19 protein-coding genes are annotated in these 20,420 nt (G+C 73.4%); 9 read left to right on the forward strand and 10 right to left on the reverse strand.

Going from position 1 to position 20,420, the window contains the following annotated elements:
• The first annotated feature begins 53 nt into the window (after positions 1-53).
• Positions 54-815 carry a hypothetical protein gene (locus ACFY60_RS12800; protein ID WP_388611194.1) on the forward strand — a complete coding sequence of 254 codons (762 nt, stop codon included), beginning with the start codon at positions 54-56 and terminating at the stop codon, positions 813-815.
• Here the strand turns inward: ACFY60_RS12800 and ACFY60_RS12805 are convergent.
• From ACFY60_RS12805 to ACFY60_RS12820, 4 genes are all read right to left on the reverse strand, one after another.
• Positions 758-1,477 (reverse strand): hypothetical protein, encoded by a 720-nt coding sequence (locus ACFY60_RS12805; RefSeq protein WP_388611196.1) that lies wholly within the window; start codon positions 1,475-1,477, stop codon positions 758-760. The genes ACFY60_RS12800 and ACFY60_RS12805 overlap by 58 nt on opposite strands.
• Positions 1,474-3,246, reverse strand: coding sequence for a phosphatidylglycerol lysyltransferase domain-containing protein (locus ACFY60_RS12810; RefSeq protein ID WP_388611198.1), 1,773 nt, complete (start codon positions 3,244-3,246; stop codon positions 1,474-1,476). Before ACFY60_RS12810 ends, ACFY60_RS12805 begins: the two co-directional genes overlap by 4 nt.
• A 144-nt stretch (positions 3,247-3,390) precedes the next feature.
• Positions 3,391-4,470: a nicotinate-nucleotide--dimethylbenzimidazole phosphoribosyltransferase gene (cobT, locus tag ACFY60_RS12815; protein WP_388611199.1), complete on the reverse strand. Its 1,080-nt coding sequence runs from the start codon at positions 4,468-4,470 to the stop codon at positions 3,391-3,393.
• A 58-nt stretch (positions 4,471-4,528) separates the two neighbouring features.
• Complete coding sequence (locus ACFY60_RS12820; RefSeq protein ID WP_388611201.1) at positions 4,529-5,731, reverse strand: bifunctional adenosylcobinamide kinase/adenosylcobinamide-phosphate guanylyltransferase; 1,203 nt, start codon at positions 5,729-5,731, stop codon at positions 4,529-4,531.
• A 91-nt stretch (positions 5,732-5,822) separates the two neighbouring features.
• Here ACFY60_RS12820 and ACFY60_RS12825 point away from each other — a divergent pair, with 91 nt between their 5' ends.
• The gene (locus tag ACFY60_RS12825) at positions 5,823-6,029 is read left to right on the forward strand and encodes a hypothetical protein (protein WP_309051419.1); all 207 of its coding nucleotides are present in this window, start codon (positions 5,823-5,825) and stop codon (positions 6,027-6,029) included.
• Between the two features lie 51 nt (positions 6,030-6,080).
• Here ACFY60_RS12825 and ACFY60_RS12830 read toward each other — a convergent pair whose 3' ends face one another.
• The 3 genes from ACFY60_RS12830 to ACFY60_RS12840 form a co-directional block, all read right to left on the reverse strand.
• Positions 6,081-7,145, reverse strand: a complete 1,065-nt coding sequence (locus ACFY60_RS12830; RefSeq protein WP_388611203.1) for a S1C family serine protease — start codon at positions 7,143-7,145, stop codon at positions 6,081-6,083.
• 121 nt (positions 7,146-7,266) lie between these two features.
• Complete coding sequence (locus ACFY60_RS12835; RefSeq protein ID WP_388611204.1) at positions 7,267-8,040, reverse strand: class I SAM-dependent methyltransferase; 774 nt, start codon at positions 8,038-8,040, stop codon at positions 7,267-7,269.
• Positions 8,041-8,105: 65 nt separating this feature from the next.
• Positions 8,106-8,711, reverse strand: a complete 606-nt coding sequence (locus ACFY60_RS12840) for a DUF3043 domain-containing protein (RefSeq protein ID WP_345285777.1) — start codon at positions 8,709-8,711, stop codon at positions 8,106-8,108.
• Positions 8,712-8,985: 274 nt separating this feature from the next.
• Between ACFY60_RS12840 and ACFY60_RS12845 the strand changes: the two genes are divergently transcribed.
• From ACFY60_RS12845 to ACFY60_RS12865, 5 genes are all read left to right on the forward strand, one after another.
• Entirely contained in the window at positions 8,986-9,783 is a 798-nt protein-coding gene (locus ACFY60_RS12845) for a PspA/IM30 family protein (protein ID WP_388611206.1), read from the forward strand.
• A gap of 71 nt (positions 9,784-9,854) precedes the next feature.
• The gene (locus ACFY60_RS12850) at positions 9,855-10,133 is read left to right on the forward strand and encodes a hypothetical protein (protein ID WP_388611207.1); all 279 of its coding nucleotides are present in this window, start codon (positions 9,855-9,857) and stop codon (positions 10,131-10,133) included.
• 159 nt (positions 10,134-10,292) lie between these two features.
• Positions 10,293-11,537 carry a sensor histidine kinase gene (locus tag ACFY60_RS12855; protein ID WP_388611716.1) on the forward strand — a complete coding sequence of 415 codons (1,245 nt, stop codon included), beginning with the start codon at positions 10,293-10,295 and terminating at the stop codon, positions 11,535-11,537.
• Entirely contained in the window at positions 11,534-12,238 is a 705-nt protein-coding gene (locus ACFY60_RS12860) for a response regulator (protein ID WP_388611208.1), read from the forward strand. The genes ACFY60_RS12855 and ACFY60_RS12860 overlap by 4 nt, the downstream gene beginning before the upstream one ends.
• Positions 12,239-12,421: 183 nt before the next feature.
• The gene (locus tag ACFY60_RS12865; protein WP_388611210.1) at positions 12,422-15,610 is read left to right on the forward strand and encodes an efflux RND transporter permease subunit; all 3,189 of its coding nucleotides are present in this window, start codon (positions 12,422-12,424) and stop codon (positions 15,608-15,610) included.
• Between the two features lie 80 nt (positions 15,611-15,690).
• On the opposite strand, the gene nadA is transcribed toward ACFY60_RS12865, so the two are convergent.
• Positions 15,691-16,881: a quinolinate synthase NadA gene (nadA, locus tag ACFY60_RS12870; RefSeq protein ID WP_388611212.1), complete on the reverse strand. Its 1,191-nt coding sequence runs from the start codon at positions 16,879-16,881 to the stop codon at positions 15,691-15,693.
• A 227-nt stretch (positions 16,882-17,108) separates the two neighbouring features.
• Between nadA and ACFY60_RS12875 the strand changes: the two genes are divergently transcribed.
• Positions 17,109-17,465, forward strand: a complete 357-nt coding sequence (locus tag ACFY60_RS12875) for an iron-sulfur cluster assembly accessory protein (protein ID WP_019885637.1) — start codon at positions 17,109-17,111, stop codon at positions 17,463-17,465.
• A 70-nt stretch (positions 17,466-17,535) separates the two neighbouring features.
• Here ACFY60_RS12875 and ACFY60_RS12880 read toward each other — a convergent pair whose 3' ends face one another.
• Both ACFY60_RS12880 and ACFY60_RS12885 read right to left on the reverse strand, forming a co-directional pair.
• Positions 17,536-18,960: a hypothetical protein gene (locus ACFY60_RS12880; RefSeq protein WP_388611214.1), complete on the reverse strand. Its 1,425-nt coding sequence runs from the start codon at positions 18,958-18,960 to the stop codon at positions 17,536-17,538.
• Between the two features lie 62 nt (positions 18,961-19,022).
• A complete protein-coding gene (locus ACFY60_RS12885) occupies positions 19,023-19,229 on the reverse strand; it encodes a hypothetical protein (RefSeq protein ID WP_309054688.1) in 207 nt (68 codons plus the stop codon).
• A 130-nt stretch (positions 19,230-19,359) separates the two neighbouring features.
• On the opposite strand from ACFY60_RS12885, the gene ACFY60_RS12890 reads away from it, so the two are divergent.
• Positions 19,360-20,334 carry a carbohydrate kinase family protein gene (locus tag ACFY60_RS12890; RefSeq protein ID WP_388611216.1) on the forward strand — a complete coding sequence of 325 codons (975 nt, stop codon included), beginning with the start codon at positions 19,360-19,362 and terminating at the stop codon, positions 20,332-20,334.
• The last annotated feature ends 86 nt before the right edge of the window (positions 20,335-20,420 follow it).

Genomic DNA, 20,420 nt, shown 5'->3' on the forward strand with positions numbered 1-20,420 from the left:
GGGGGGATAGATTGCCCGTACGGTGCATTCGGCGCGAATCGGAACGGGGTGGCATGGGTCACTGGTTCTCCCGCAACATCCTGGAGCCGGGGAAGCTCCCCCTGCTCCTCGCGCTGACCTCGTTCGTCGCGACCTTCCTGGTCACGCGGACGGTGACCCGGCTCATCCGGGCGGGCAAGGGCCCCTTCCGGAACGTCTCCTCCGGAGGCCTCCACATCCATCACGTCGTGCCCGGCGTGGTCCTCACCGTCCTCGGCGGATTCGGCGCGGTCGCCAGTGGCCGCCACGGCGTGGGCGCCGCCGTCCTCGCCGTCGTCTTCGGGGTCGGGGCGGGGCTCGTCCTGGACGAGTTCGCGCTCATCCTCCACCTGGACGACGTGTACTGGACGGACGCGGGCCGCAAGAGCGTCGAGGCGGTCGTCCTCACCGCCTCCCTGGCCCTGCTGGTCCTCGCCGGCTTCTCCCCGCTGGGCGTGGACGACATGACCGCCGAGGAACGGCAGGACCGGGTGGGCTTCGTCCTCACCCTGGTCCTGAACTTCCTCCTGGTCCTGATCACCCTGGTCAAGGGGAAGCTCCGGATGGCGGTCCTCGGGATCCTGGTACCCCTGGTCGCGATCGTCGGCGCGGTCCGCCTCGCCCGCCCCGGCTCCTGGTGGTCCCGCCACTTCTACCGCCGACGCCACCGTGCCCGGGCCCGCTCCCGCGTCCGTACCTACCGGCACGACCGGCGCTGGACCAGGGTGCGGCGGCGGGTTCAGGACCTGATCGGCGGCTTCCAGGAACGCGTCCCGGGCCGGGGCCCCTCCTCCTGACCGCCCGTCCGCGACCGCCTCCGCCACGCCTCGGCGGCCATGAGGGCGAGGACGGCGGCGATGGCCGCGAGGTGCTCCTTGCCGGCCAGGTTCGGCTTGACGACGGCCTCGATCACCATCGCGAGCACCACGGCCGCCCCGGTCCAGAAGGCCCCGTGGCGGTGGCAGACGTACACGGCGAGGCCGACCACCGCCGCCGACGGCCCGGTGTCGACGACCAGCGCGTCCGAGGCGGGCAGGCCGAGCGGGGTGCCGGGTCCGAGCGCGATGCCCAGGCGCGCGTACAGGGTGCCGCCGAGGGTCGCGAGCAGGGCGACGCCGAGCGTCCGCCGGCGCCCCAGGCAGATCTCGGCGATCCCGAACACCAGCAGGATCTGCACGAGCGCGCCCCACACGGGCAGGTCGAGCGCCGGTACGAAGAGGGAGAGCGGGGTCCGCAGCAGCGCGAGCCACCAGGGGTCCTCGGCCCGCACGGAACCGATCTCCTGCACCGGCCGGTAGCCCCAGTCCTGGTTCTGCACCACCTGGAACAGCGAGGTCAGACAGACCGCGGTCAGGGTCAGCGGGACGGCCCGCCACCCCCGGGCGACGAGAGCGGCCCGCACCGTCCCGTACAGCGAGCCCCACTCGCGCCGGGCGAACGCCCGGACAGCCGGGCTCAACGCCCGCTCTCCAGATGCCCGCCGCGCAGCCTCCCGCGCACGGCGCCCCACAGGCCCGGGGCTTCGAGGAAACCCTCGGCGCGGGCGGCGGCCAGGCCGATCCGCGGCAGGTCGGCACTCTTCTCGAACAGCATGAACCGTGGCTCCCAGATCGGCCGGTACTTGGCGTTGGCGCGGTACAGCGACTCGATCTGCCACCAGCGGGAGAAGAAGCCGAGCAGTGAACGCCACAGGCGCAGCACCGGCCCCGCCCCGAGCTTCGAGCCACGTTCGAAGACGGAGCGGAACATGGCGAAGTTCAGCGAGACCTGAGTGATCCCGATCTCGTCGGCGCGCCGCAGGAGTTCGATCACCATGAACTCCACGAGGCCGTTCTCCGAGTCCCGGTCGCGGCGCATCAGGTCCAGCGACAGGCCCTTCGGCCCCCACGGCACGAAGGAGAGCAGCGCGCGCAGTTCACCGGCCGCGTCCGCGCACTCCAGCATCACGCAGCGGCCGTCGCCCGGGTCGCCGAGCCGCCCGAGCGCCATGGAGAAGCCGCGCTCGGTGGCCCCGTCCCGCCACTCGTCGGCCTTGCGCAGCAGCGCCGCCATCTCCCCGGGCGGGATGTCCTCGTGGCGGCGGATGCGGACCTCGTACCCGGCCCGCTTCACCCGGTTGTACGCCTGCCGGACCGTGCGCATGGCCCGGCCGTCCAGGGTGAACTCGCCGGTGTCGACGATCGCCTCGTCGCCCAGCTCCAGGGCGTCCAGACCGTGCCGGGCGTAGACCGTCCCGGCCTCCTCGCCCGCGCCCATCACGGCCGGGATCCAGCCGTGTTCGCGCGCCTCGGCCAGCCACGGCTCGATCGCGCCCGGCCAGGCCTCCGGGTCGCCGATCGGATCGCCCGAGGCGAGCGAGACCCCGCCGAGCACGCGGTAGGTGACGGCGGCCTTCCCGCTCGGCGACCAGACGACGCTCTTCTCCCGGCGCAGCGCGAAGTAGCCGAGCGAGTCGCGGTCCCCGTGCCGGTCCAGCAGGGCCCGCAGCCGCTCCTCGTCCGCGGGGGTCAGCGGGTCCACGGCCCGCCGCGAGCGGAAGGCGGCGAAGAGGACGGCGAAGAGCAGCAGGGTGGACAGGACGTTGATCGTGACGTCCACCCAGCCCGGTGTGGCGATGTCCGGGAAGCGGGAGTCGTCCGCCAGGGTGACCAGCCGCATCAGCCCGTACCGCCAGCGCTCGGGGAAGGACGGGGAGCCGGGGGCGGTGTTGGTGAGGGTGACGAGGCCGGCGGCGAGGAGCGAGGTGACGAGCAGGCCGCCGGCCGCCACGCAGGCGGCCAGGACCGGATTGGAACGGTCGCCCTTCGCGTAGAACTCCCTTCGCCCCAGCAGCAGCGCGAGGACGAAGGCGGCGGTGAGGACCAGCGAGATCCAGTTCTGGGCGTGCCCCCGCACCTCGGGGAAGAGCATGACGAGCGCGAACAGCAGCAGGAACAGGCCGCCGAGCACCAGGTTGAGGATCCAGGCGGCACGCTTCCTGCGGCGCATGGTGACCGCCAGGAAGAGGGTGAAGACCCCCGAGGCGAATCCGGCGGTGAGCAGGTACGGGGTGAAGAAGTCGTCCTCGTTGTGCCGGCGCAGGTCCTGTCCGAACGAGACCCACACGGCGCTCAGGAAGTTGACGAACGTGACGGCGCGCAGGTACCAGACGGCGAACGCGGCGGCGCGCCGTGAACGGGTGGTGGTGCCCCGGGGTGTTCCTTCGGCGGACAAACGGACCTCTCCCATGAAAAGCGATCATATGGGGCATCGCTGGTCATGAAGCGGCTCCGGAAACGGCCCCGCGCGCGTCGCGGGCACGGTGGGTCCCCACCTGCCCGGCCGCGTCACGGGAGCCGTCCCCGGAGCCGGTCGTTCCGCAGGTCCTCCCCGTCAGGCGCCGCTGCCGTCGCCCGCCGCGTCCGGGGTGGTCGGGTCCGGACGCTCGGGCAGCTCCGCGGCGAACGCCGCCGCGGCGCGGACGAGGGGAAGCGCGAGCAGTGCCCCGGTTCCCTCACCCACATGGACGCCGTGGTCCAGCAGAGGGTTGAGCGCCATCCGGTCCAGCGCCTTCGCCTGCGCAGGCTCGCCGCTCACCTGGCCCGCCAGCCACCAGTCCGGCGCCCGGAACGCCGCCCGCTGCGCCACCAGCCCGCAGGCCGCCCCCACCACACCGTCCAGGATCACCGGCAGCCGCCGGACCGAGGCCTGGAGCAGGAAACCGGTCGTCGCCGCGAGGTCCGCGCCGCCGACCGCCGCCAGCAGCTCCAGCTGGTCGCCCAGGACCGGCCGGGCCCGCCGCAGCGCGTCCCGGACCGCCGCGCACTTGCGCATCCACGCCAGGTCGTCGATCCCGGCCCCGCCGCGCCCGGTCACCACCGAGGCGTCCGTGCCGCACAGGGCGGCGATCAGGGTCGACGCCGGCGTGGTGCCGCCCACGCTGAGATCGCCCAGGACCACCAGATCGGTGCCCGAGTCGGCCTCCTCGTCGGCGATCGCCATGCCGAGCCGGACCGCCGCCTCGGCCTCCTCGGCCGTCAGCGCGTTCTCGATGTCGATCCGGCCGCTGCCGCGCCGCACCCGGTGCCGGGTCACCTCCGCCGGCAGCAGCTCCGGATCGCAGTCCAGGCCCGCGTCCACGACCCGTACCGGCACGCCCATCGACCGGGCGAGCACGGCCACCGGGCTCGCGCCCTCCAGGACCGCCCGCACCAGCTCGTGCGCCGTACCCGCCGCCCGGCCCGACACCCCGAGCGCGGCCACCCCGTGGTCGCCCGCGAACAGCACCGCCTTCGGGTGCTCGACCGGCCGGACCTTCACCTCGCCCTGCGCCGCCGACAGCCACTCGCCCAGCTCGTCCAGGCGCCCGAGGGCACCCGGCGGCACGACCAGCCGCTCACGGCGCTCCTCGGCGTCCCGCCGTGTCCCGCCGTCGGCGCGCGCGATCAGATCGGAGAAGTCGTCCAGGTTCACGGTTCCGCCTTGTGACATCAGCGAGGGTCATCGTCCGTACGTGTCGGTCGACCGCACCCTACCCGCGCAGCACCAGCGGCTGACCCGCGGCCACCCACACCACCTGCTCGCACTCGTCCGCGAAGGCCGCGTTCAGCCGCCCCAGCTCGTCCCGGAACCGGCGCCCCGCCGCCGTCCCCGGCACCACCCCCGAACCGACCTCGTTCGTCACCGCCACGACCGTACGGCGGGTGGCCCGCACCGCCGCCACCAGCTCCGCCGTCCGCTCCCGCAGCGCCGCCTGCCCGCCGTCCGCCCACCGCTCGTCGTCCCACGCGCCCACCCGGTCCATGGCGTCCGTCAGCCACAGCGACAGACAGTCGACGAGCAGGGCCGGACCGTCCTCGGCGAGCAGCGGCACGAGGTCGCAGGTCTCGGCGGTACGCCAGGAGCCCGGCCGCCGCTCCCGGTGCAGGCTCACCCGCTCCGCCCACTCCGGATCGCCCTCCCGGGTGCCGCCGGTCGCCACGTACAGCACCTCGGGGAACGACTCCAGCCGCCGCTCGGCCTCCACCGACTTCCCCGACCGGGCGCCACCGGTCACCAGCGTCCGCCGCGGCACCTCCGGCACCTCGTGGTACTCGCCCGCGTACAGCGTCGTGCCGTCCGGCACCGCCCGCGCGCCCGCCGCCGCCAGCCGCCGGTCCAGCTCGGCCCCGGTCGGCGCGTCGTGGTCCAGGTGCGCCGCGATCACCACCGTCGCCGGCCCCACGCCGCCGGCCGCCCGCAGCCGCGCCAGCCCGTCCGGCCGCCCGGTGACGTCGGCGATCACCACGTCGTACGGCCCCCGGTGGTCGTCGGCCAGCCCCGCGGGCGCCCCGCCGGGCGGCAGGTAGAGCAGCCGCTCCCCGTCGGCCGAGGTCACCTCGTACCCCGTCCCGGGGGAGTCCATCGGCACCGCCCGCACCCGGTGCCCGCTGATCAGCGTCAGCTCCCGGCCGTCCGGTACGCGCCCGGCGGCGGGCAGCCCGGCGGGCAGCTCCACCGCGGGACCGTCGTGCGGATGGGACAGCAGCACCTGGCGCACCCCCACGAGCGAGTGCCCCGACCTGGCCGCCGCGAGGGCGGCGCCGGGGGTGAGGTCCAGGAGCAGGGCCCCGTCGACGAGCAGCGCGGTCGCGGCCCGCGCACGGGACCCTCGGGAGAGCGCGCACACGGCGCAGGGGCAGTCGGGGCGGGGCAGCCCCAGGGGGGCGCCGGTGCCGAGCAGAGTCAGTTCCACGCTCAGATCCTCCCGCGCCACCGCGAGGCGTGCGCGCCCGGCTACTCTGCGGGCAGGAAACCGATCATCCGGCGAGCACCAGGAGGCGGACATGGCATGGACGTGGCGGTTCGAGAAGTCCGACGGCACGGAGGTCCAGCCGGTGGTGACCCCTGAGGAGTTCACCACCCAGGGCGACGCCGAGAGCTGGATCGGGGAGCACTGGCGCGACCTCCTCGCGGGCGGCGCCGATCAGGTGACGCTCTCCGAGGACGGCACGAAGATCTACGGCCCGATGCCGCTGGACGCGGAGGGCTGAGAAGCCCGGCGGCCGGTACGGGGGCGGCGGCCCCGCTCCCGTACCGGCCGGTCACATCTCGCCGAGCGTGACCTCCGCGCGGCGCGTCTGCGCGCCCCGCACGTACGTCACCGTCACCTTCTCGCCCGGCCGCCGCGAGGCGAGGGCCTCGGCGAGGGAGGTGATGGTGGTGATCTCGTCGTCACCGATCCGGGTGATGACATCGCCGGGGCGCAGGCCCGCCGCGCCCGCCGCGCCGTCCGCGGGCGCCTCGACGACGGCCACGCCCGCCGGGTCGTAGTCGTCGCTGAGGACCGTCCGCCCGGAGATGTTCAGGGCCGCGCGGCCCGAGTCGGTCACCTTGCCGTCGCGGATGATCTGGTCCGCGATCGTCCGCACCATGGACGCCGGGATCGCGAAGCCGATGCCGGGCGCCGCACCCCCGCCCATCTGGGGGTCGCTCGCCGCGAGCGTCGGGATGCCGATGACCTCGCTCCGCAGGTTCACCAGGGCGCCCCCGCTGTTGCCGGGGTTGATCGCGGCCGAGGTCTGCACCATGTTCCCGATGGTCGCGCCCGTGCCGCCGCCCGCGCGCCCCTCGCTGACCGTCCGGCCGGTCGCCGAGACGATGCCCTGCGTGACGCTGCCGGACAGACCGAGCGGCGACCCCATCGCGAGCACGATCTGCCCCATGTCGACCTTCGCGGAGTCACCGAACCGGGCCGGCTTGAGCCCCTGCGGCACCGAGTCCAGCTTGATCACCGCGAGATCCTGCTCGGGGTACGCGGAGACGAGCCGCGCCGTCACCGGCTGCCCGCCGGTCGCCGCGGTCACCTTGAAGCTCCGCTCCCGGCCCACCACGTGCGCGTTGGTGACGATGTGTCCCTTGCCGTCGTAGACGACCCCGGAACCGAGACCGTTCGTCGCGTCGATCTGCACGACCGAGGGCAGCACGTCCCGGATCACCTGCCGGTAGTCGTCCTCCAGGTCACGGGCGGCGACCGGCGCCGCCGCCTGCGTGGAGCGCTCCGGGGCGGCCGTACCGGAGCCGGCGGGGGAACAGCCGCCGAGCAGCGCGGCGGCGCACACCCCGGCGGCGAGCGGGGGCAGAAGGCGTCGTGCAGCGGATGCGTCCATGTCCGGAGTATCCGATTCCGGAGTCTGCCCGGCTCGGTGGGCGCATCCGATCAGGTGTGGAACGGGCGGGCGGGGGCAAGGCTACGGGCCGGGAGACCGGCCGCCGCCGCCCGCGCGGTGATCAGCCGCGGACGCCGCACAGGTGCAGCAGTCCGGCAACCCGCCGGTAGGGATCCGTTCTTCCGGCCCGGTCCTCGGCGGTCAGCAGCCGGTCCAGATCGTCCGCCGCCGGCAGGCCCCGCTCGGGCGGGATGCCGTCGGTGAAGACCCGCACCCCGTACCAGGCGTGCAGCGGCGCCGCGATCCCGGCGAGCGTCGCCGTCAGCGCCTCCAGCCGGTCCGCCCGCACCTTCACGCCGTCGTCGTTCGTGTAGACGTCCGACTCGAAGCCGGCGAGCGCGCCCGGCCAGTCGCCGGCCAGCCCCGGCCGCATGGCCAGGGCGTCGGCGTTCCGTACGACCAGGGAGAGCAGACCCCCGGGCGCCAGCATCCGGGCCAGCCCGGCGAGCAGCGCGTCCGGCTCGTCGGCGTACATGAGCACCCCGTGGCACAGGACCACGTCGAAGCTCCCCGGCATGAAGTGGACGCCGGTCTCGCGTCCGTCCCCCTCGATCAGCCGGACCCGCTCGCGGATCCCGGCCGGCTCCGTCGCCAGTGACTCACGCGCCGCCTTCAGCAGATCCGGATCGGCCTCCAGGCCGGTCACCGTGTGGCCGGCCCGGGCGAGCCGCAGCGCCTGCGTGCCCGGCCCCATGCCGGCGTCGAGAATCCGCAGCCGCTGCCCCACCGGGTAGCGGGCGGCTATCTGCTCGTCGACCTGGCGGGCGACCAGCTCCTGCCGGACGGTGTCGCGCAGCCCGCCGTGGCCGGACGGCCAGTGTCCGGCGGGCAGCACGGGGCCGCCCCCCTCGGGCGCGCCCCCGTCCGGGGTGACGTGCTCCGGGGCCGACCGGTCGGCGCTCAGGGCCGCTCTCCGCGCTTGACCTGCGGTTTCGGAAGCCGCAGGCGCCGCATCTGGAGCGTACGCATCAGGCCGTACGCCACGGCACCGCGCTTCGGCTCGTTCGGGAAGCGCTCGTTCAGCTGCTTCCGCAGCCGGATCGAGATGCCGATCGAGTCGATGACGATCAGGATGATCACGCCGAGCCAGAGCAGCAGCGAGATGTTCTGCAGCGACCGGTTGGCGTTGCCGAACAGCGACAGCACCAGGATGACGACCGCCATCGGCAGGAAGAACTCGGCGATCGCGAAGCGCGAGTCGACGAAGTCGCGCACGAATCGGCGGACCGGTCCCTTGTCACGGACCGGCAGGTAACGCTCGTCGCCGCTCGCCAGCGCCTCGCGCTGGCGGGCCAGATCGGCCCGGCGCGCCTCGCGCTGACGCTTGGCGGCCTCCTTGCGGTCGAGCGGCGTGGACTGCGCGCGGCGGCGCTGCGACTGGGCCTCACTCCGCTTCGGGGTCGGGCGGCCCTTGGGGGCCTGGGGGTCGCGGGGCTGCTGGGGGGAAAGGTCCGCCGTCACCTTCTCGGTGGGGGCCTTCTCGTCCTTCGAACGGCTACGGAACACAAAACCCAAGGGTACGGGGTGGCGGGCATGGACCCCAGCCCGGGCGGGAACGATCGGCTAACGGAGTGCGTCCTCCTCTCCGCCGGGGACGGCACGGACGCGGGTCCACCCCGAGATCCGTCTACTCCCTGGGCCGGAGGGAGGAGCCGCGCAGTCGTCCTTGGGGAGGAGCGCATCCGGCTCCGAACAGTGCGGTAATGGAGACAGGGCCCGTACTGTGGATCCTGTCGATAGAGCTGGTGCCGAGTCCGTCAGAAGGGGGCGCGCGAAGCCCATGAGCGGTGTCATGAAGCGTATGGGGATGATCTTCCGCGCGAAGGCGAACAAGGCCCTTGACCGGGCCGAGGACCCGCGCGAGACGCTCGACTACTCCTACCAGAAGCAGCTGGAGCTGCTGCAGAAGGTGCGCCGGGGCGTCGCCGACGTCGCGACCTCCCGCAAGCGGCTCGAACTCCAGCTGAACCAGCTGCAGAACCAGTCGGCCAAGCTGGAGGACCAGGGCCGCAAGGCGCTGGCGCTCGGCCGCGAGGACCTGGCACGTGAGGCGCTGTCCCGCAGGGCGGCGCTCCAGCAGCAGGTCGGCGACCTTCAGGTGCAGCACCAGACGCTGCAGGGGGAGGAGGAGAAGCTCACCCTCGCCTCCCAGCGGCTCCAGGCCAAGGTCGACGCCTTCCGCACCCGGAAGGAGACCATCAAGGCCACTTACACCGCCGCCCAGGCGCAGACCCGGATCGCGGAGTCCTTCTCCGGCATCTCGGAGGAGATGAGCGACGTCGGCCTCGCGATCCAGCGGGCCGAGGACAAGACGGCGCAGCTCCAGGCGCGGGCCGGCGCGATCGACGAGCTTCTCGCCTCGGGCGCGCTCGACGACCAGTCGGGCCTGGCCAAGGACGACATCCAGGCCGAGCTGGACCGCCTCTCCGGCGGTACGGACGTCGAGCTGGAGCTCCAGCGCATGAAGGCCGAGCTGGCCGGCGGCTCCTCCGCGCAGCAGCAGGCGATCGAGGGCGGCGCGGCCGGTGCGCAGCAGGCCCCGCAGTCCCAGTCCCACCCGCGGTTCGACAAGCAGTAGCCCCGAGACCGGCCGAGGGCGGGCATCCGCACCGGCGGTGACCGGCCGCTCGGCCACCCGAAGGACGCGACATGATCGTACGGATCATGGGGGAGGGCCAGTGGAAGCTGGCCGACAGCCACGTCGCCGAGCTGAACGCGCTCGACGACGAGCTGCTCGCAGAGATGGAGTCGGGGGACGAGGACGGCTTCCGCCGCACCTTGGGCGCCCTGCTCGACGGGGTCCGCAGGATCGGGGTGCCGCTGCCCGACGACTCCCTCGAACCGTCGGAGCTGATCCTTCCGGCGGCGGGCGCGAGCCTGGACGAGGTCCGCGGGATGCTCACGGACGACGGCCTCTTCCCGGGCTGAACGACCTGTACGGCGGGGCCCCGCCACCCGACGCGGTGGCGGGGCCCCGGGCCGTTCCCCGTACCGTTTCCCGATGTGACCCTCGCCGACCCCGCCCCGACCGGCCCGGCCCCCGACGACCGGTCCGCCCCGGCCCCGACCGCGCCGCCCCGTACGCCCGTGCCCGGCGCCGGGCCCGTACGCCCGCCGCAGACTCCCGCCGGCCGGCTGCGCGCGTGGTTCGCGGCGCATCCGCTCGCCTTCGACGCCGTCCTCGCGTTGGGCGTCTTCGCGTGCATGGTCGCCGCCTCCTTCACCGACCCGCACGGCAGCGCCGTGGCCCCCGCCCCCGAGCGCGCCCCCACCGGCGGGGGCGTGCTCGTCATGGGGGCCGGGGCCGCCGCCCTGGTGCTGCGCCGCCGCAGGCCCTTCGCCGTGCTCGCGTTCACGGTGGCGAGCAGCCTCGTGGAGCTCGCCGCCGACACCCGGCCCGTGCCCGTCACCATGAGCGCCGTCCTCGCGCTCTACACCGTCGCCTCCCGCACCGACCGCCCCACCACCTGGCGCTTCGGCCTGGCCACCATGACCGTGCTCACCGCCGCCGCCATGGCCTTCGGCCCGACACCCTGGTACGCGCAGCAGAACCTCGGCGTGTTCGCCTGGACCGGTATGGCCGCCGCCGCCGGGGACGCCGTCCGCAGCCGCCGCGCCTTCGTGGACGCCATCCGGGAGCGCGCCGAGCGGGCCGAACGCACCCGCGAGGAGGAGGCCCGCCGCCGCGTCGCCGAGGAGCGGCTGCGGATAGCCCGCGACCTCCACGACGTCGTCGCCCACCACATCGCCCTGGTGAACGTCCAGGCGGGCGTCGCCGCGCACGTCATGGACCGGCGCCCCGACCAGGCCAAGGAGGCCCTCGCCCACGTCCGCGAGGCGAGCCGTTCCGCCCTGGACGAGCTGCGCGCCACCGTCGGCCTGCTGCGGCAGTCCGGCGACCCGGCGGCCCCCACCGAGCCCGCGCCCGGCCTCGCCGACCTCGACGGACTGCTCGACGGCTTCCGCAAGGCCGGCCTCCCGGTCACCCTGGCCCGCGCCGGCGGCGAGGTCCCGCTGCCCGCGACCGTGGACCTGGCCGCGTACCGGATCGTCCAGGAGGCCCTCACCAACGTGCGCAAGCACGCCGGGCCCGTCGCCCGCGCGGAGGTGAGCGTGGTCCGGGTGGGCCGTACGGTCGAGATCACCGTCCTGGACGACGGCGCGCCGCCCGCCGGGGGACCCGCCGAGGACGGCGGCGGCCACGGCCTCCTCGGCATGCGCGAGCGGGTCACCGCCCTCGGTGGCACCCTCACCGCCGCACCCCGCTACGGGGGCGGCTTCCGGGTGCAGGCGATACTTCCGGTGACGTCCCGCACGGGGGAGGACACATGACGATCCGGGTACTCCTCGCCGACGACCAGGCCCTGCTGCGCAGCGCCTTCAAGGTCCTGGTGAACTCCGAGCCCGACATGGAGGTGGTCGGCGAGGCCGCCGACGGCGCCGAGGCCCTCGCCCTCGCCCGTGCCGAGCGGCCCGACGTCGTCCTCATGGACATCCGCATGCCCGGCACCGACGGGCTCGCCGCCACCCGCGCCATCACCGCCGACCCCGGCCTTGCGGACGTGCGGATCGTCATGCTGACCACCTTCGAGGTCGACGAGTACGTGGTGCAGTCGCTGCGCGCCGGGGCCTCCGGCTTCCTCGGCAAGGGGGCCGAACCGGAGGAACTGCTCGGCGCCATCCGGATCGCCCACGCCGGCGAGGCGCTGCTCTCCCCGGCCGCCACCAAGGGCCTCATCGCGACCTTCCTCGCCCAGGGCGCCGCCACGGCCGACGACCCCTCCGGCGGCGGCCCGGGCCGCTCCGAACGGCTCGGCGCCCTCACCGCCCGCGAACGCGAGGTGCTCGTCCTGGTCGCGGGCGGACTGTCCAACGACGAGATCGCCGCACGCCTCGACGTCAGCCCGCTCACGGTGAAGACCCATGTGAACCGGACCATGGCGAAGATCGGCGCCCGCGACCGCGCCCAACTGGTGGTCACCGCCTACGAGTCCGGTCTGGTGCGACCCCGGGCCGGGCAGGGCCGGGACTGAGGGACGCCCCGGGGCCGGGTGGTCGTTCCGGCGGAGGCCCGCGTACTCCAGGCGCGGTATGCGCGGCCCGGTGAAGTGGACCCGGGGGGCGAGGAATTCGCGCGGCGGATCCCCGAAGGTGGAGCCGGGGGGTACCGAGGTCGTGCCCGCCCGCCGACGAGTACGCCACGGAAGTGAGTCCCCATGTCCTGGCTGTCCAGATTCAGCCTCGCGCAAAGGGCCCTGATCGGTCTGATGTCCCTCGTCGCGATCGTGTTCGGCGCGATCGCGATACCGCAGCTGAAACAGCAGCTCCTGCCCTCGATCGAGCTCCCCGTGGTCTCGGTCCTCGCCCCCTATCAGGGCGCTTCCCCCGAGGTGGTGGAGAAGCAGGTCGTCGAGCCGCTGGAGAGCGGGCTCAAGGCCGTCGACGGCCTGAAGTCGGTCACCTCCACCGCCTCCGAGGGCAGCGCCGTCGTCATGGCCTCCTTCGACTACGGCGACGAGTCCACCGAGCAGCTCGTCGCCGACGTCCAGCAGGCCGTCAACCGCGCCCGGGCGCAGCTCCCCGACGGCGTGGACCCGCAGGTCGTGGCCGGCTCCACCGACGACATCCCGACCGTCGTCCTCGCCGCGACCTCCGGCAAGGACCAGCAGGCGCTGGCCGACCAGCTGGAGCGGACGGTGGTCCCCGCCCTGGAGGACATCGAGGGCGTCGGCCAGGTCACCGTCGACGGCGTCCAGGACCTCCAGGTCTCGGTCACCCCGGACGAGCGCCGGCTCGCCGCGGCCGGCCTCAGCACCATGAAGCTGGCCGAGGCCCTCCGCGCCGGCGGCGGCACCGTCCCGGCCGGCTCCTTCGCCGAGGACGGCATGAGCCGCACCGTCCAGGTCGGCGGGGGCTACACCTCCCTGCGCCAGATCGAGGACCTGCGCATCCCGCCGGCCGTGCCCGGCAAGGGCAAGGCGGTCCGGCTCGGTGACGTGGCCACCGTGACGCAGGAGGAGGCGCCGCGCGTCTCCCTGACCCGTACCAACGGCAGGCCGAGCCTCGCCGTGGCGGCCACCATGGACAAGGACGGCAGCGCCGTCGCCATCTCCGAGGCCGTCGCCGAGCAGCTGCCCGACCTGCGCCGCGCGCTGGGTCCGGGCGCCGAGCTGACCGTGGTCTCCGACCAGGGCCCGGCCGTCGCCAAGTCCGTCTCCGGCCTGACCACCGAGGGCGCGCTCGGCCTCGTCATGGCCGTCCTGGTGATCCTGGTCTTCCTCACCTCGATCCGCTCGACCCTGGTGACCGCCGTCTCGATCCCGCTCTCGGTCGTGCTCGCGCTGCTGGTGCTGTGGAGCCGGGACCTCTCGCTCAACATGCTCACCCTCGGCGCGCTCACCATCGCCATCGGCCGGGTCGTCGACGACTCGATCGTGGTCCTGGAGAACATCAAGCGGCACCTCGGGTACGGCGAGGAGCGCAAGGCCGCGATCCTCACCGCCGTGCGCGAGGTGGCCGGCGCGGTCACCTCCTCCACCCTCACCACCGTCGCCGTCTTCCTGCCGATCGCCTTCGTGGGCGGCATGGTCGGTGAGCTGTTCGGCTCCTTCTCGCTGACGGTCACCGCCGCCCTGCTCGCCTCGCTGCTGGTCTCCCTGACGGTGATCCCGGTCCTGTCGTACTGGTTCCTGCGCGCCCCCAAGGGCACCTCGCAGGACCCGGAGGAGGCCCGCAGGCTGGCCGAGGAGAAGGAGGCGAAGGGCCGGCTCCAGCGTTTGTACGTACGGGTGCTGCGGTTCGCGACCCGCCGCCGCCTCACCAGCGTGGCCATCGCCCTCGTCGTCCTGGTGGGCACCTTCGGCATGACGCCGCTCCTCAAGACGAACTTCTTCGACCCGGGCGAGCAGGAGGTCCTCACCGTCCGCCAGGAGCTGGCGCCCGGCACCTCCCTGGCCTCCGCCGACGCGGCGGCGAAGAAGGTCGAGCAGGTCCTCGCCCGCACCGAGGGCGTCCGGGACTACCAGGTCACGGTCGGCTCCTCGGGCCTCATGGCCGCCTTCGGCGGCGGCACCGGCGCGAACCAGGCCTCGTACCGGGTCGCCCTGGAGGACTCCGCCTCGTACGAGGCGACGCGGGACGCCCTCGACACGGCGCTCGGCGCCCTCGACGGCATCGGTGACACCACCATCTCGGCGGGCGACGGCTTCGGCAGCCAGGACATCGGCGTCACGGTGAAGGCGGGCGACCCGGAGGTCCTGAAGAAGGCCGCCGAGCAGGTCCGGGCCGCCGTCACCGGCCTGAAGGACGTCACCGACGTGCAGAGCGACCTGGCCCGGTCCGTCCCGCGGATCTCCGTACGGGCCGATCGGCGGGCGGCCGAGGCCGGCTTCGACAACACCTCCCTCGGCATGGCCGTGGCCCACGCCGTCCGCGGCACCCCGGCCGCCAAGGCGGTTCTCGGCGACACCGAGCGGGACGTCGTCATCACCACGGCGAAGCCGGCCACCACCCTCGCCGAGTTGCGGGCCCTGCCGCTCGGCCCGGTCAAACTCGGCGACGTCGCCTCGGTGGAACTCGCCCCCGGCCCGGTCTCCATGACCCGGATCGACGGCGCCCGCGCGGCGACCGTCACCGCCAGGCCGACCGGCGACAACACCGGCGCCGTCAGCGCCGCGCTGCAGGCGAAGCTGAAGGAGCTGGACCTGCCCGAGGGCGCCACCGCCACCATCGGCGGGGTGACCGAGGACCAGTCGGACGCCTTCGCCAACCTGTTCCTGGCGATGCTCGCGGCGGTCGCGCTGGTGTTCATGCTCCTGGTCGCGACCTTCCGGTCACTGATCCAGCCGCTGATCCTGCTGGTGTCCATCCCGTTCGCGGCCACCGGCGCCCTCGGCCTGCTGGTGCTCACCGACACCGCGATGGGCGTCCCGGCGATGATCGGCATGCTGATGCTCATCGGCATCGTCGTGACGAACGCGATCGTCCTGATCGACCTGGTCAACCAGTACCGCGCCCAGGGCCTCGGCGTCGTCGAAGCGGTGGTCGAGGGCGGGCGGCACCGGCTCCGGCCGATCCTGATGACCGCCCTGGCGACGATCTTCGCTCTGCTGCCGATGGCCCTCGGCATCACCGGCGAGGGCGGTTTCATCGCCAAGCCGCTGGCCGTCGTGGTGATCGGCGGACTGATCTCCTCGACGCTGCTGACCCTCCTGCTCGTGCCGACGCTCTACGCGATGGTGGAGCTCCGCAAGGAGCGCCGCGCGAAGAAGAAGGCGGCGAAGAGGGGCGCGAAGGTGACCCTGAAGAAGGACGGCAGGAAGCGGAAGGACGGCGACCGGACGGACGACCCGGAGCAGCCGGACGTCACCCCGGTGGACGCGACCCTGCTGGACCTCCTGGACTGAGCCCGGGAGCCGGTACGCGAAGAGGGGCGCCCCGCGAGTCTCGCGGGGCGCCCCTCGGCGTCGTACGGGGTGGAGAACCGTTACGGCAGCGCCAGCATCCGCTCCAGGGCGAGCTTGGCGAAGCTCTCCGTCTCCTTGTCGACCTGGATCTGGTTGACCAGCTTGCCCTCGGCCAGCGACTCCAGGGCCCACACCAGGTGCGGCAGGTCGATCCGGTTCATGGTCGAGCAGAAGCAGACCGTCTTGTCGAGGAAGACGATCTCCTTGCCCTGGTCGGCGTAACGGTTCGCCAGCCGGCGGACCAGGTTCAGCTCGGTGCCGATCGCCCACTTCGAGCCGGCCGGAGCCGCCTCCAGGGTGTTGATGATGTACTCCGTCGAGCCCACGTAGTCCGCCGCGGCGACGACCTCGTGCTTGCACTCGGGGTGCACCAGGACGTTGACGCCGGGGATGCGCTCGCGCACGTCGTTGACCGAGTCCAGCGAGAAGCGGCCGTGCACCGAGCAGTGCCCCCGCCACAGGATCATCCTGGCGGCCCGCAGCTGCTCGGCGGTCAGCCCGCCGTTCGGCTTGTGCGGGTTGTAGACCACGCAGTCGTCCAGCGACATGCCCATGTCGCGGACGGCGGTGTTGCGTCCCAGGTGCTGGTCCGGCAGGAACAGGACCTTCTCGCCCTGCTCGAAGGCCCACTTCAGGGCCCGCTCGGCGTTGGACGAGGTGCAGATGGTGCCCCCGTGCTTGCCGGTGAAGGCCTTGATGTCGGCCGAGGAGTTCATGTACGAGACGGGCACGACCTGCTCGGCGATGCCCGCCTCGGTCAGCACGTCCCAGCACTCGGCGACCTGCTCGGCGGTGGCCATGTCGGCCATCGAGCAGCCGGCCGCCAGGTCCGGCAGCACGACCTTCTGGTCGTCGCCGGTCAGGATGTCCGCCGACTCGGCCATGAAGTGCACGCCGCAGAAGACGATGTACTCGGCCTCCGGCTTCGCGGCGGCGTCACGGGCGAGCTTGAAGGAGTCACCGGTGACGTCAGCGAACTGGATGACCTCGTCGCGCTGGTAGTGGTGGCCGAGCACGAAGACCTTGTCCCCGAGCTTCTCCTTGGCCGCGCGGGCGCGCTCCACCAGGTCCGGGTCGGAGGGCGACGGCAGGTCGCCCGGGCACTCCACGCCGCGCTCGCTCTTGGGGTCGGCCTCACGGCCGAGCAGCAGCAGGGCGAGCGGCGTCGGCTGGACGTCCAGGGGGGTCTGGGCGGTGGTCACGTCACGCACCCTTTCTAGGGGGAACCTTTTCGTCTAAATGACGCTATCTATCATAACCGGTTCACGTCAGATTGACGATGTCCATAGTGTCGATGTGACGCATTCGCCTTCCGCTCCTCTGGACAGGGTGTGCGAGCATGAAAGGAGAAAGACCCCGCTCGCCCCGGAATGAATCCGGGACACCGCCGGTTGCAACCGTCGGCAAGCAGTCTCCGTACAACCCGGGAGAGAAGCAGATGTCCGTATCGGACGAGAAGACCACTGTCAGCGACGGCATCCTCCTGTCCGACGCCGCCGCGGCAAAGGTCAAGGCCCTGCTCGACCAGGAAGGCCGCGACGACCTGGCCCTGCGCGTCGCCGTTCAGCCCGGCGGCTGCTCGGGCCTGCGTTACCAGCTGTTCTTCGACGAGCGCTCGCTCGACGGGGACGTCGTCAAGGACTTCGGTGGCGTCAAGGTCGTCACCGACCGCATGAGCGCCCCGTACCTGGGCGGCGCGTCGATCGACTTCGTCGACACCATCGAGAAGCAGGGCTTCACGATCGACAACCCGAACGCCACGGGCTCCTGCGCCTGCGGCGACTCGTTCAGCTAAAGCGTGCGTGCGTGAGGGCGGCGGCCCGGGACCTCCCGGGCCGCCGCCCTCACGCGTGCTCCGCCACAGCTCAGCGGCGCGGCACGGCCTGACCGCTCTCCGCGTCCACCACGGCCCGGCCGCCCAGCGGCGCGTCCAGGGTCACCGTCAGGCTGATCTCCTTGGCGACCATGACGCACATCCGGTCCGGGTCGATCGGCTTCTCGGAGATCCGCACCGCGACCTTCCCGCCGGTCTCCTCGGCCGTCGCCGTGTAGGTGCTGCACACCCCGCCCCAGAAGGTGACGGTCAGCTTCCGGCCGCCGGCGTCCGTCCGGTACGACTCCACCTTCCGCACCGGCGCCGTGCCCTCCTCCGGCGCACCCGTCGCGGGCGGCTCCGCCCGCTCCGGGACCACGGCCGACCGCGTGACGGTGTACGGCGCCGCGTCCGCCGGGTCCGCCGTGAACAGCCAGGTCGGCACCAGCAGCCGCTCGCCCGCCTCGTCCTGCGCCGCCAGGCCCAGCACCGCACCCGTCACCGGCACCTCCCGGGGTGCGACGGGCTCCGAGGGCGGACACGGCACGGCCGGCTCGGCCCGCCCGTCGTCCGCCACGGCCGGCGGGTCGGTCGCGCAGCCCCCGATGCCGACCGGACCGGACCCCTTCGACGCCTCGTTCAGCTGGGCCAGGGCCTTCTCCGCCGGCACCACCGGCCGCGTCTCGCCCCGCACCGGTTCCTTGAGCGTCCCGCTGCCCGCGACCGGCCGTCCGTCCGGCCCGATGTGCAGGCCCGTCGACCAGCCGTACGTCGGCAGCCCGCCCACCACCGGATCGGCGTTCACCACGCGCACCGAGCCGTCCATCACCTGCGTCGCCCGCACCTTGGCGTCGTCCTGCCCGAGCGCCTTCAGGACCGGGGCCGCCGCGGCCTTCGCCGCCGCCTCGCTCACCGGCTTGCCCCGGCCGATCGGCGCATGTCCCTCGCCCGGCGGCGGGCAGGCCGGGCCCTTCAGGCAGGCGTCGCCGACCGGACCGCCGTGCTGCCAGGAGTACGTCCAGCTGCCGGGGGCCTCCCGGGTCACGTCCAGGCGCGGCCCCGTGGCGTCCTTCTCCGGGCGTACCGTCCAGACCTTCCCCTCCAGGACGGGGGTGCCGGGCACGCCGAGTGCCGCGGCCAGCCTGGTCACCTCCGCCGAGGTGACCAGGCCCTCGGGCCGGTGGACCGCGGCCGAGGAGGGCCCCTGGGGGAGTGGGCCCTTGGCTGTGTAGACGGTGCCCGCGGGGCCGCCGCCCGGGTCGGGCTCACCGGGGGCGATCCCGGACGCGCCGTCCGAACCTCCCGGCGTACCGCCGCCGCCCGCCGTCCCCGGTGCCGGGGACGCGGCCGGACGGGAGTCCTCACCGGCGGCGGAACCCGCCAGGTACACGCCACCGCCACCGGCCAGCAGCACACCCGCCGCCACCGAGGCGGTGAGCAGCGTCCGCCGCCTCCGCCCGTTCTCCGTATCGCTCACCGCAACGCTCCCTCGTGTCGATCGGACACCGGTGGGACGGAGCGGCCGCGCCGGCGGTTCCGTCAGTCGCCGTACTCGGCGGTCGCGCCGATGAGCCGCGCCGAGGCCGCCGGCACGTCCACGCCGTGAATGAGGGCGGGGGAGACCGGCGCGGGCGCGGGCGCGGCGGGGGTCACCCAGTGCGGGGCCATCCGGGCGCCGGCTCCGCGCAGCTCGGCGAGGCTCAGCTCGGACTCGTGACGCTCACGGGAAGCGGGGTACGTCGTCATGGCCGCACCGTATGCACCACGACTGCCCGGAGAAAAGACCTACTCTGGGGTAGTTTCCACTGTTCGGCAGGACCGTTCCCACCCGGTAGCGTGAACTGTCATTACCGCCTTCCCGCAGGAGCACCCCGCCGTGCGTATCGCAGTCACCGGCTCCATCGCCACCGACCACCTCATGACCTTCCCCGGCCGGTTCGCCGACCAGCTCGTGGCCGACCAGCTCCACACGGTGTCGCTCTCCTTCCTCGTCGACAACCTCGACGTCCGCCGCGGCGGCGTCGGGCCGAACATCTGCTTCGGCATGGGCCAGCTCGGCGGCCGCCCGATCCTCGTGGGCGCCGCCGGCTACGACTTCGACGAGTACCGCGCCTGGCTCGACCGCCACGGCGTCGACACCGACTCGGTGCGCATCTCCGAGGTCCTGCACACCGCCCGCTTCGTCTGCACCACCGACAAGGACCACAACCAGATCGGCTCCTTCTACACGGGCGCCATGAGCGAGGCCCGGCTGATCGAGCTCAAGGCCGTCGCCGACCGCGTCGGCGGCCTCGACCTCGTCCTCATCGGCGCCGACGACCCCGAGGCGATGCTCCGCCACACCGAGGAGTGCCGGGCCCGCGCGATCCCCTTCGCCGCCGACTTCTCGCAGCAGATCGCGCGGATGAACGGCGACGAGATCCGCATCCTCCTCGACGGCGCCACCTACCTCTTCTCCAACGAGTACGAGAAGGGCCTCATCGAGTCGAAGACCGGCTGGACCGACGAGGAGATCCTCTCCCGCGTCGGCCACCGCGTGACCACCCTCGGCTCCCGCGGCGTCCGCATCGAGCGCGCCGGTCAGACCCCCATCGAGGTCGGCTGCCCGGAGGAGAAGGCCAAGGTCGACCCCACCGGCGTCGGCGACGCCTTCCGCGCCGGCTTCCTCACCGGCCTGTCCTGGGGCGTCGGCCTGGAGCGCGCCGCACAGGTCGGCTGCATGCTCGCCACCCTGGTGATCGAGACCCTCGGCACCCAGGAGTACACGCTCCAGCGCGCCCACTTCATGGAGCGCTTCACCAAGGCGTACGGCGACGAGGCCGCCGCCGAGGTCCGGGCGCACCTGGCCTGACGGAGGGGTTCCCCCTCTCGCCCGCACCGGTCCCCCCAGGGCGAAACCCCGGGGGGACACGGGACGGCGGCCTTCGCGGCGCCTCC

Origin of the sequence: Streptomyces sp. NPDC012827 (genome assembly GCF_042900905.1) — a bacterium.
Taxonomy (GTDB): Bacteria; Actinomycetota; Actinomycetes; order Streptomycetales; family Streptomycetaceae; genus Streptomyces; species Streptomyces gulbargensis.

Coding starts and splice junctions, on each gene's coding strand:
- ACFY60_RS12800 (WP_388611194.1), top strand. CDS start 54: ATGGGTCACTGGTTCTCCCGCAACATCCTGGAGCCGGGGAAGCTCCCC.
- ACFY60_RS12810 (WP_388611198.1), bottom strand. CDS start 3,246: ATGGGAGAGGTCCGTTTGTCCGCCGAAGGAACACCCCGGGGCACCACC.
- ACFY60_RS12825 (WP_309051419.1), top strand. CDS start 5,823: ATGGCATGGACGTGGCGGTTCGAGAAGTCCGACGGCACGGAGGTCCAG.
- ACFY60_RS12830 (WP_388611203.1), bottom strand. CDS start 7,145: ATGGACGCATCCGCTGCACGACGCCTTCTGCCCCCGCTCGCCGCCGGG.
- ACFY60_RS12845 (WP_388611206.1), top strand. CDS start 8,986: ATGAGCGGTGTCATGAAGCGTATGGGGATGATCTTCCGCGCGAAGGCG.
- ACFY60_RS12850 (WP_388611207.1), top strand. CDS start 9,855: ATGATCGTACGGATCATGGGGGAGGGCCAGTGGAAGCTGGCCGACAGC.
- ACFY60_RS12860 (WP_388611208.1), top strand. CDS start 11,534: ATGACGATCCGGGTACTCCTCGCCGACGACCAGGCCCTGCTGCGCAGC.
- ACFY60_RS12865 (WP_388611210.1), top strand. CDS start 12,422: ATGTCCTGGCTGTCCAGATTCAGCCTCGCGCAAAGGGCCCTGATCGGT.
- ACFY60_RS12875 (WP_019885637.1), top strand. CDS start 17,109: ATGTCCGTATCGGACGAGAAGACCACTGTCAGCGACGGCATCCTCCTG.
- ACFY60_RS12885 (WP_309054688.1), bottom strand. CDS start 19,229: ATGACGACGTACCCCGCTTCCCGTGAGCGTCACGAGTCCGAGCTGAGC.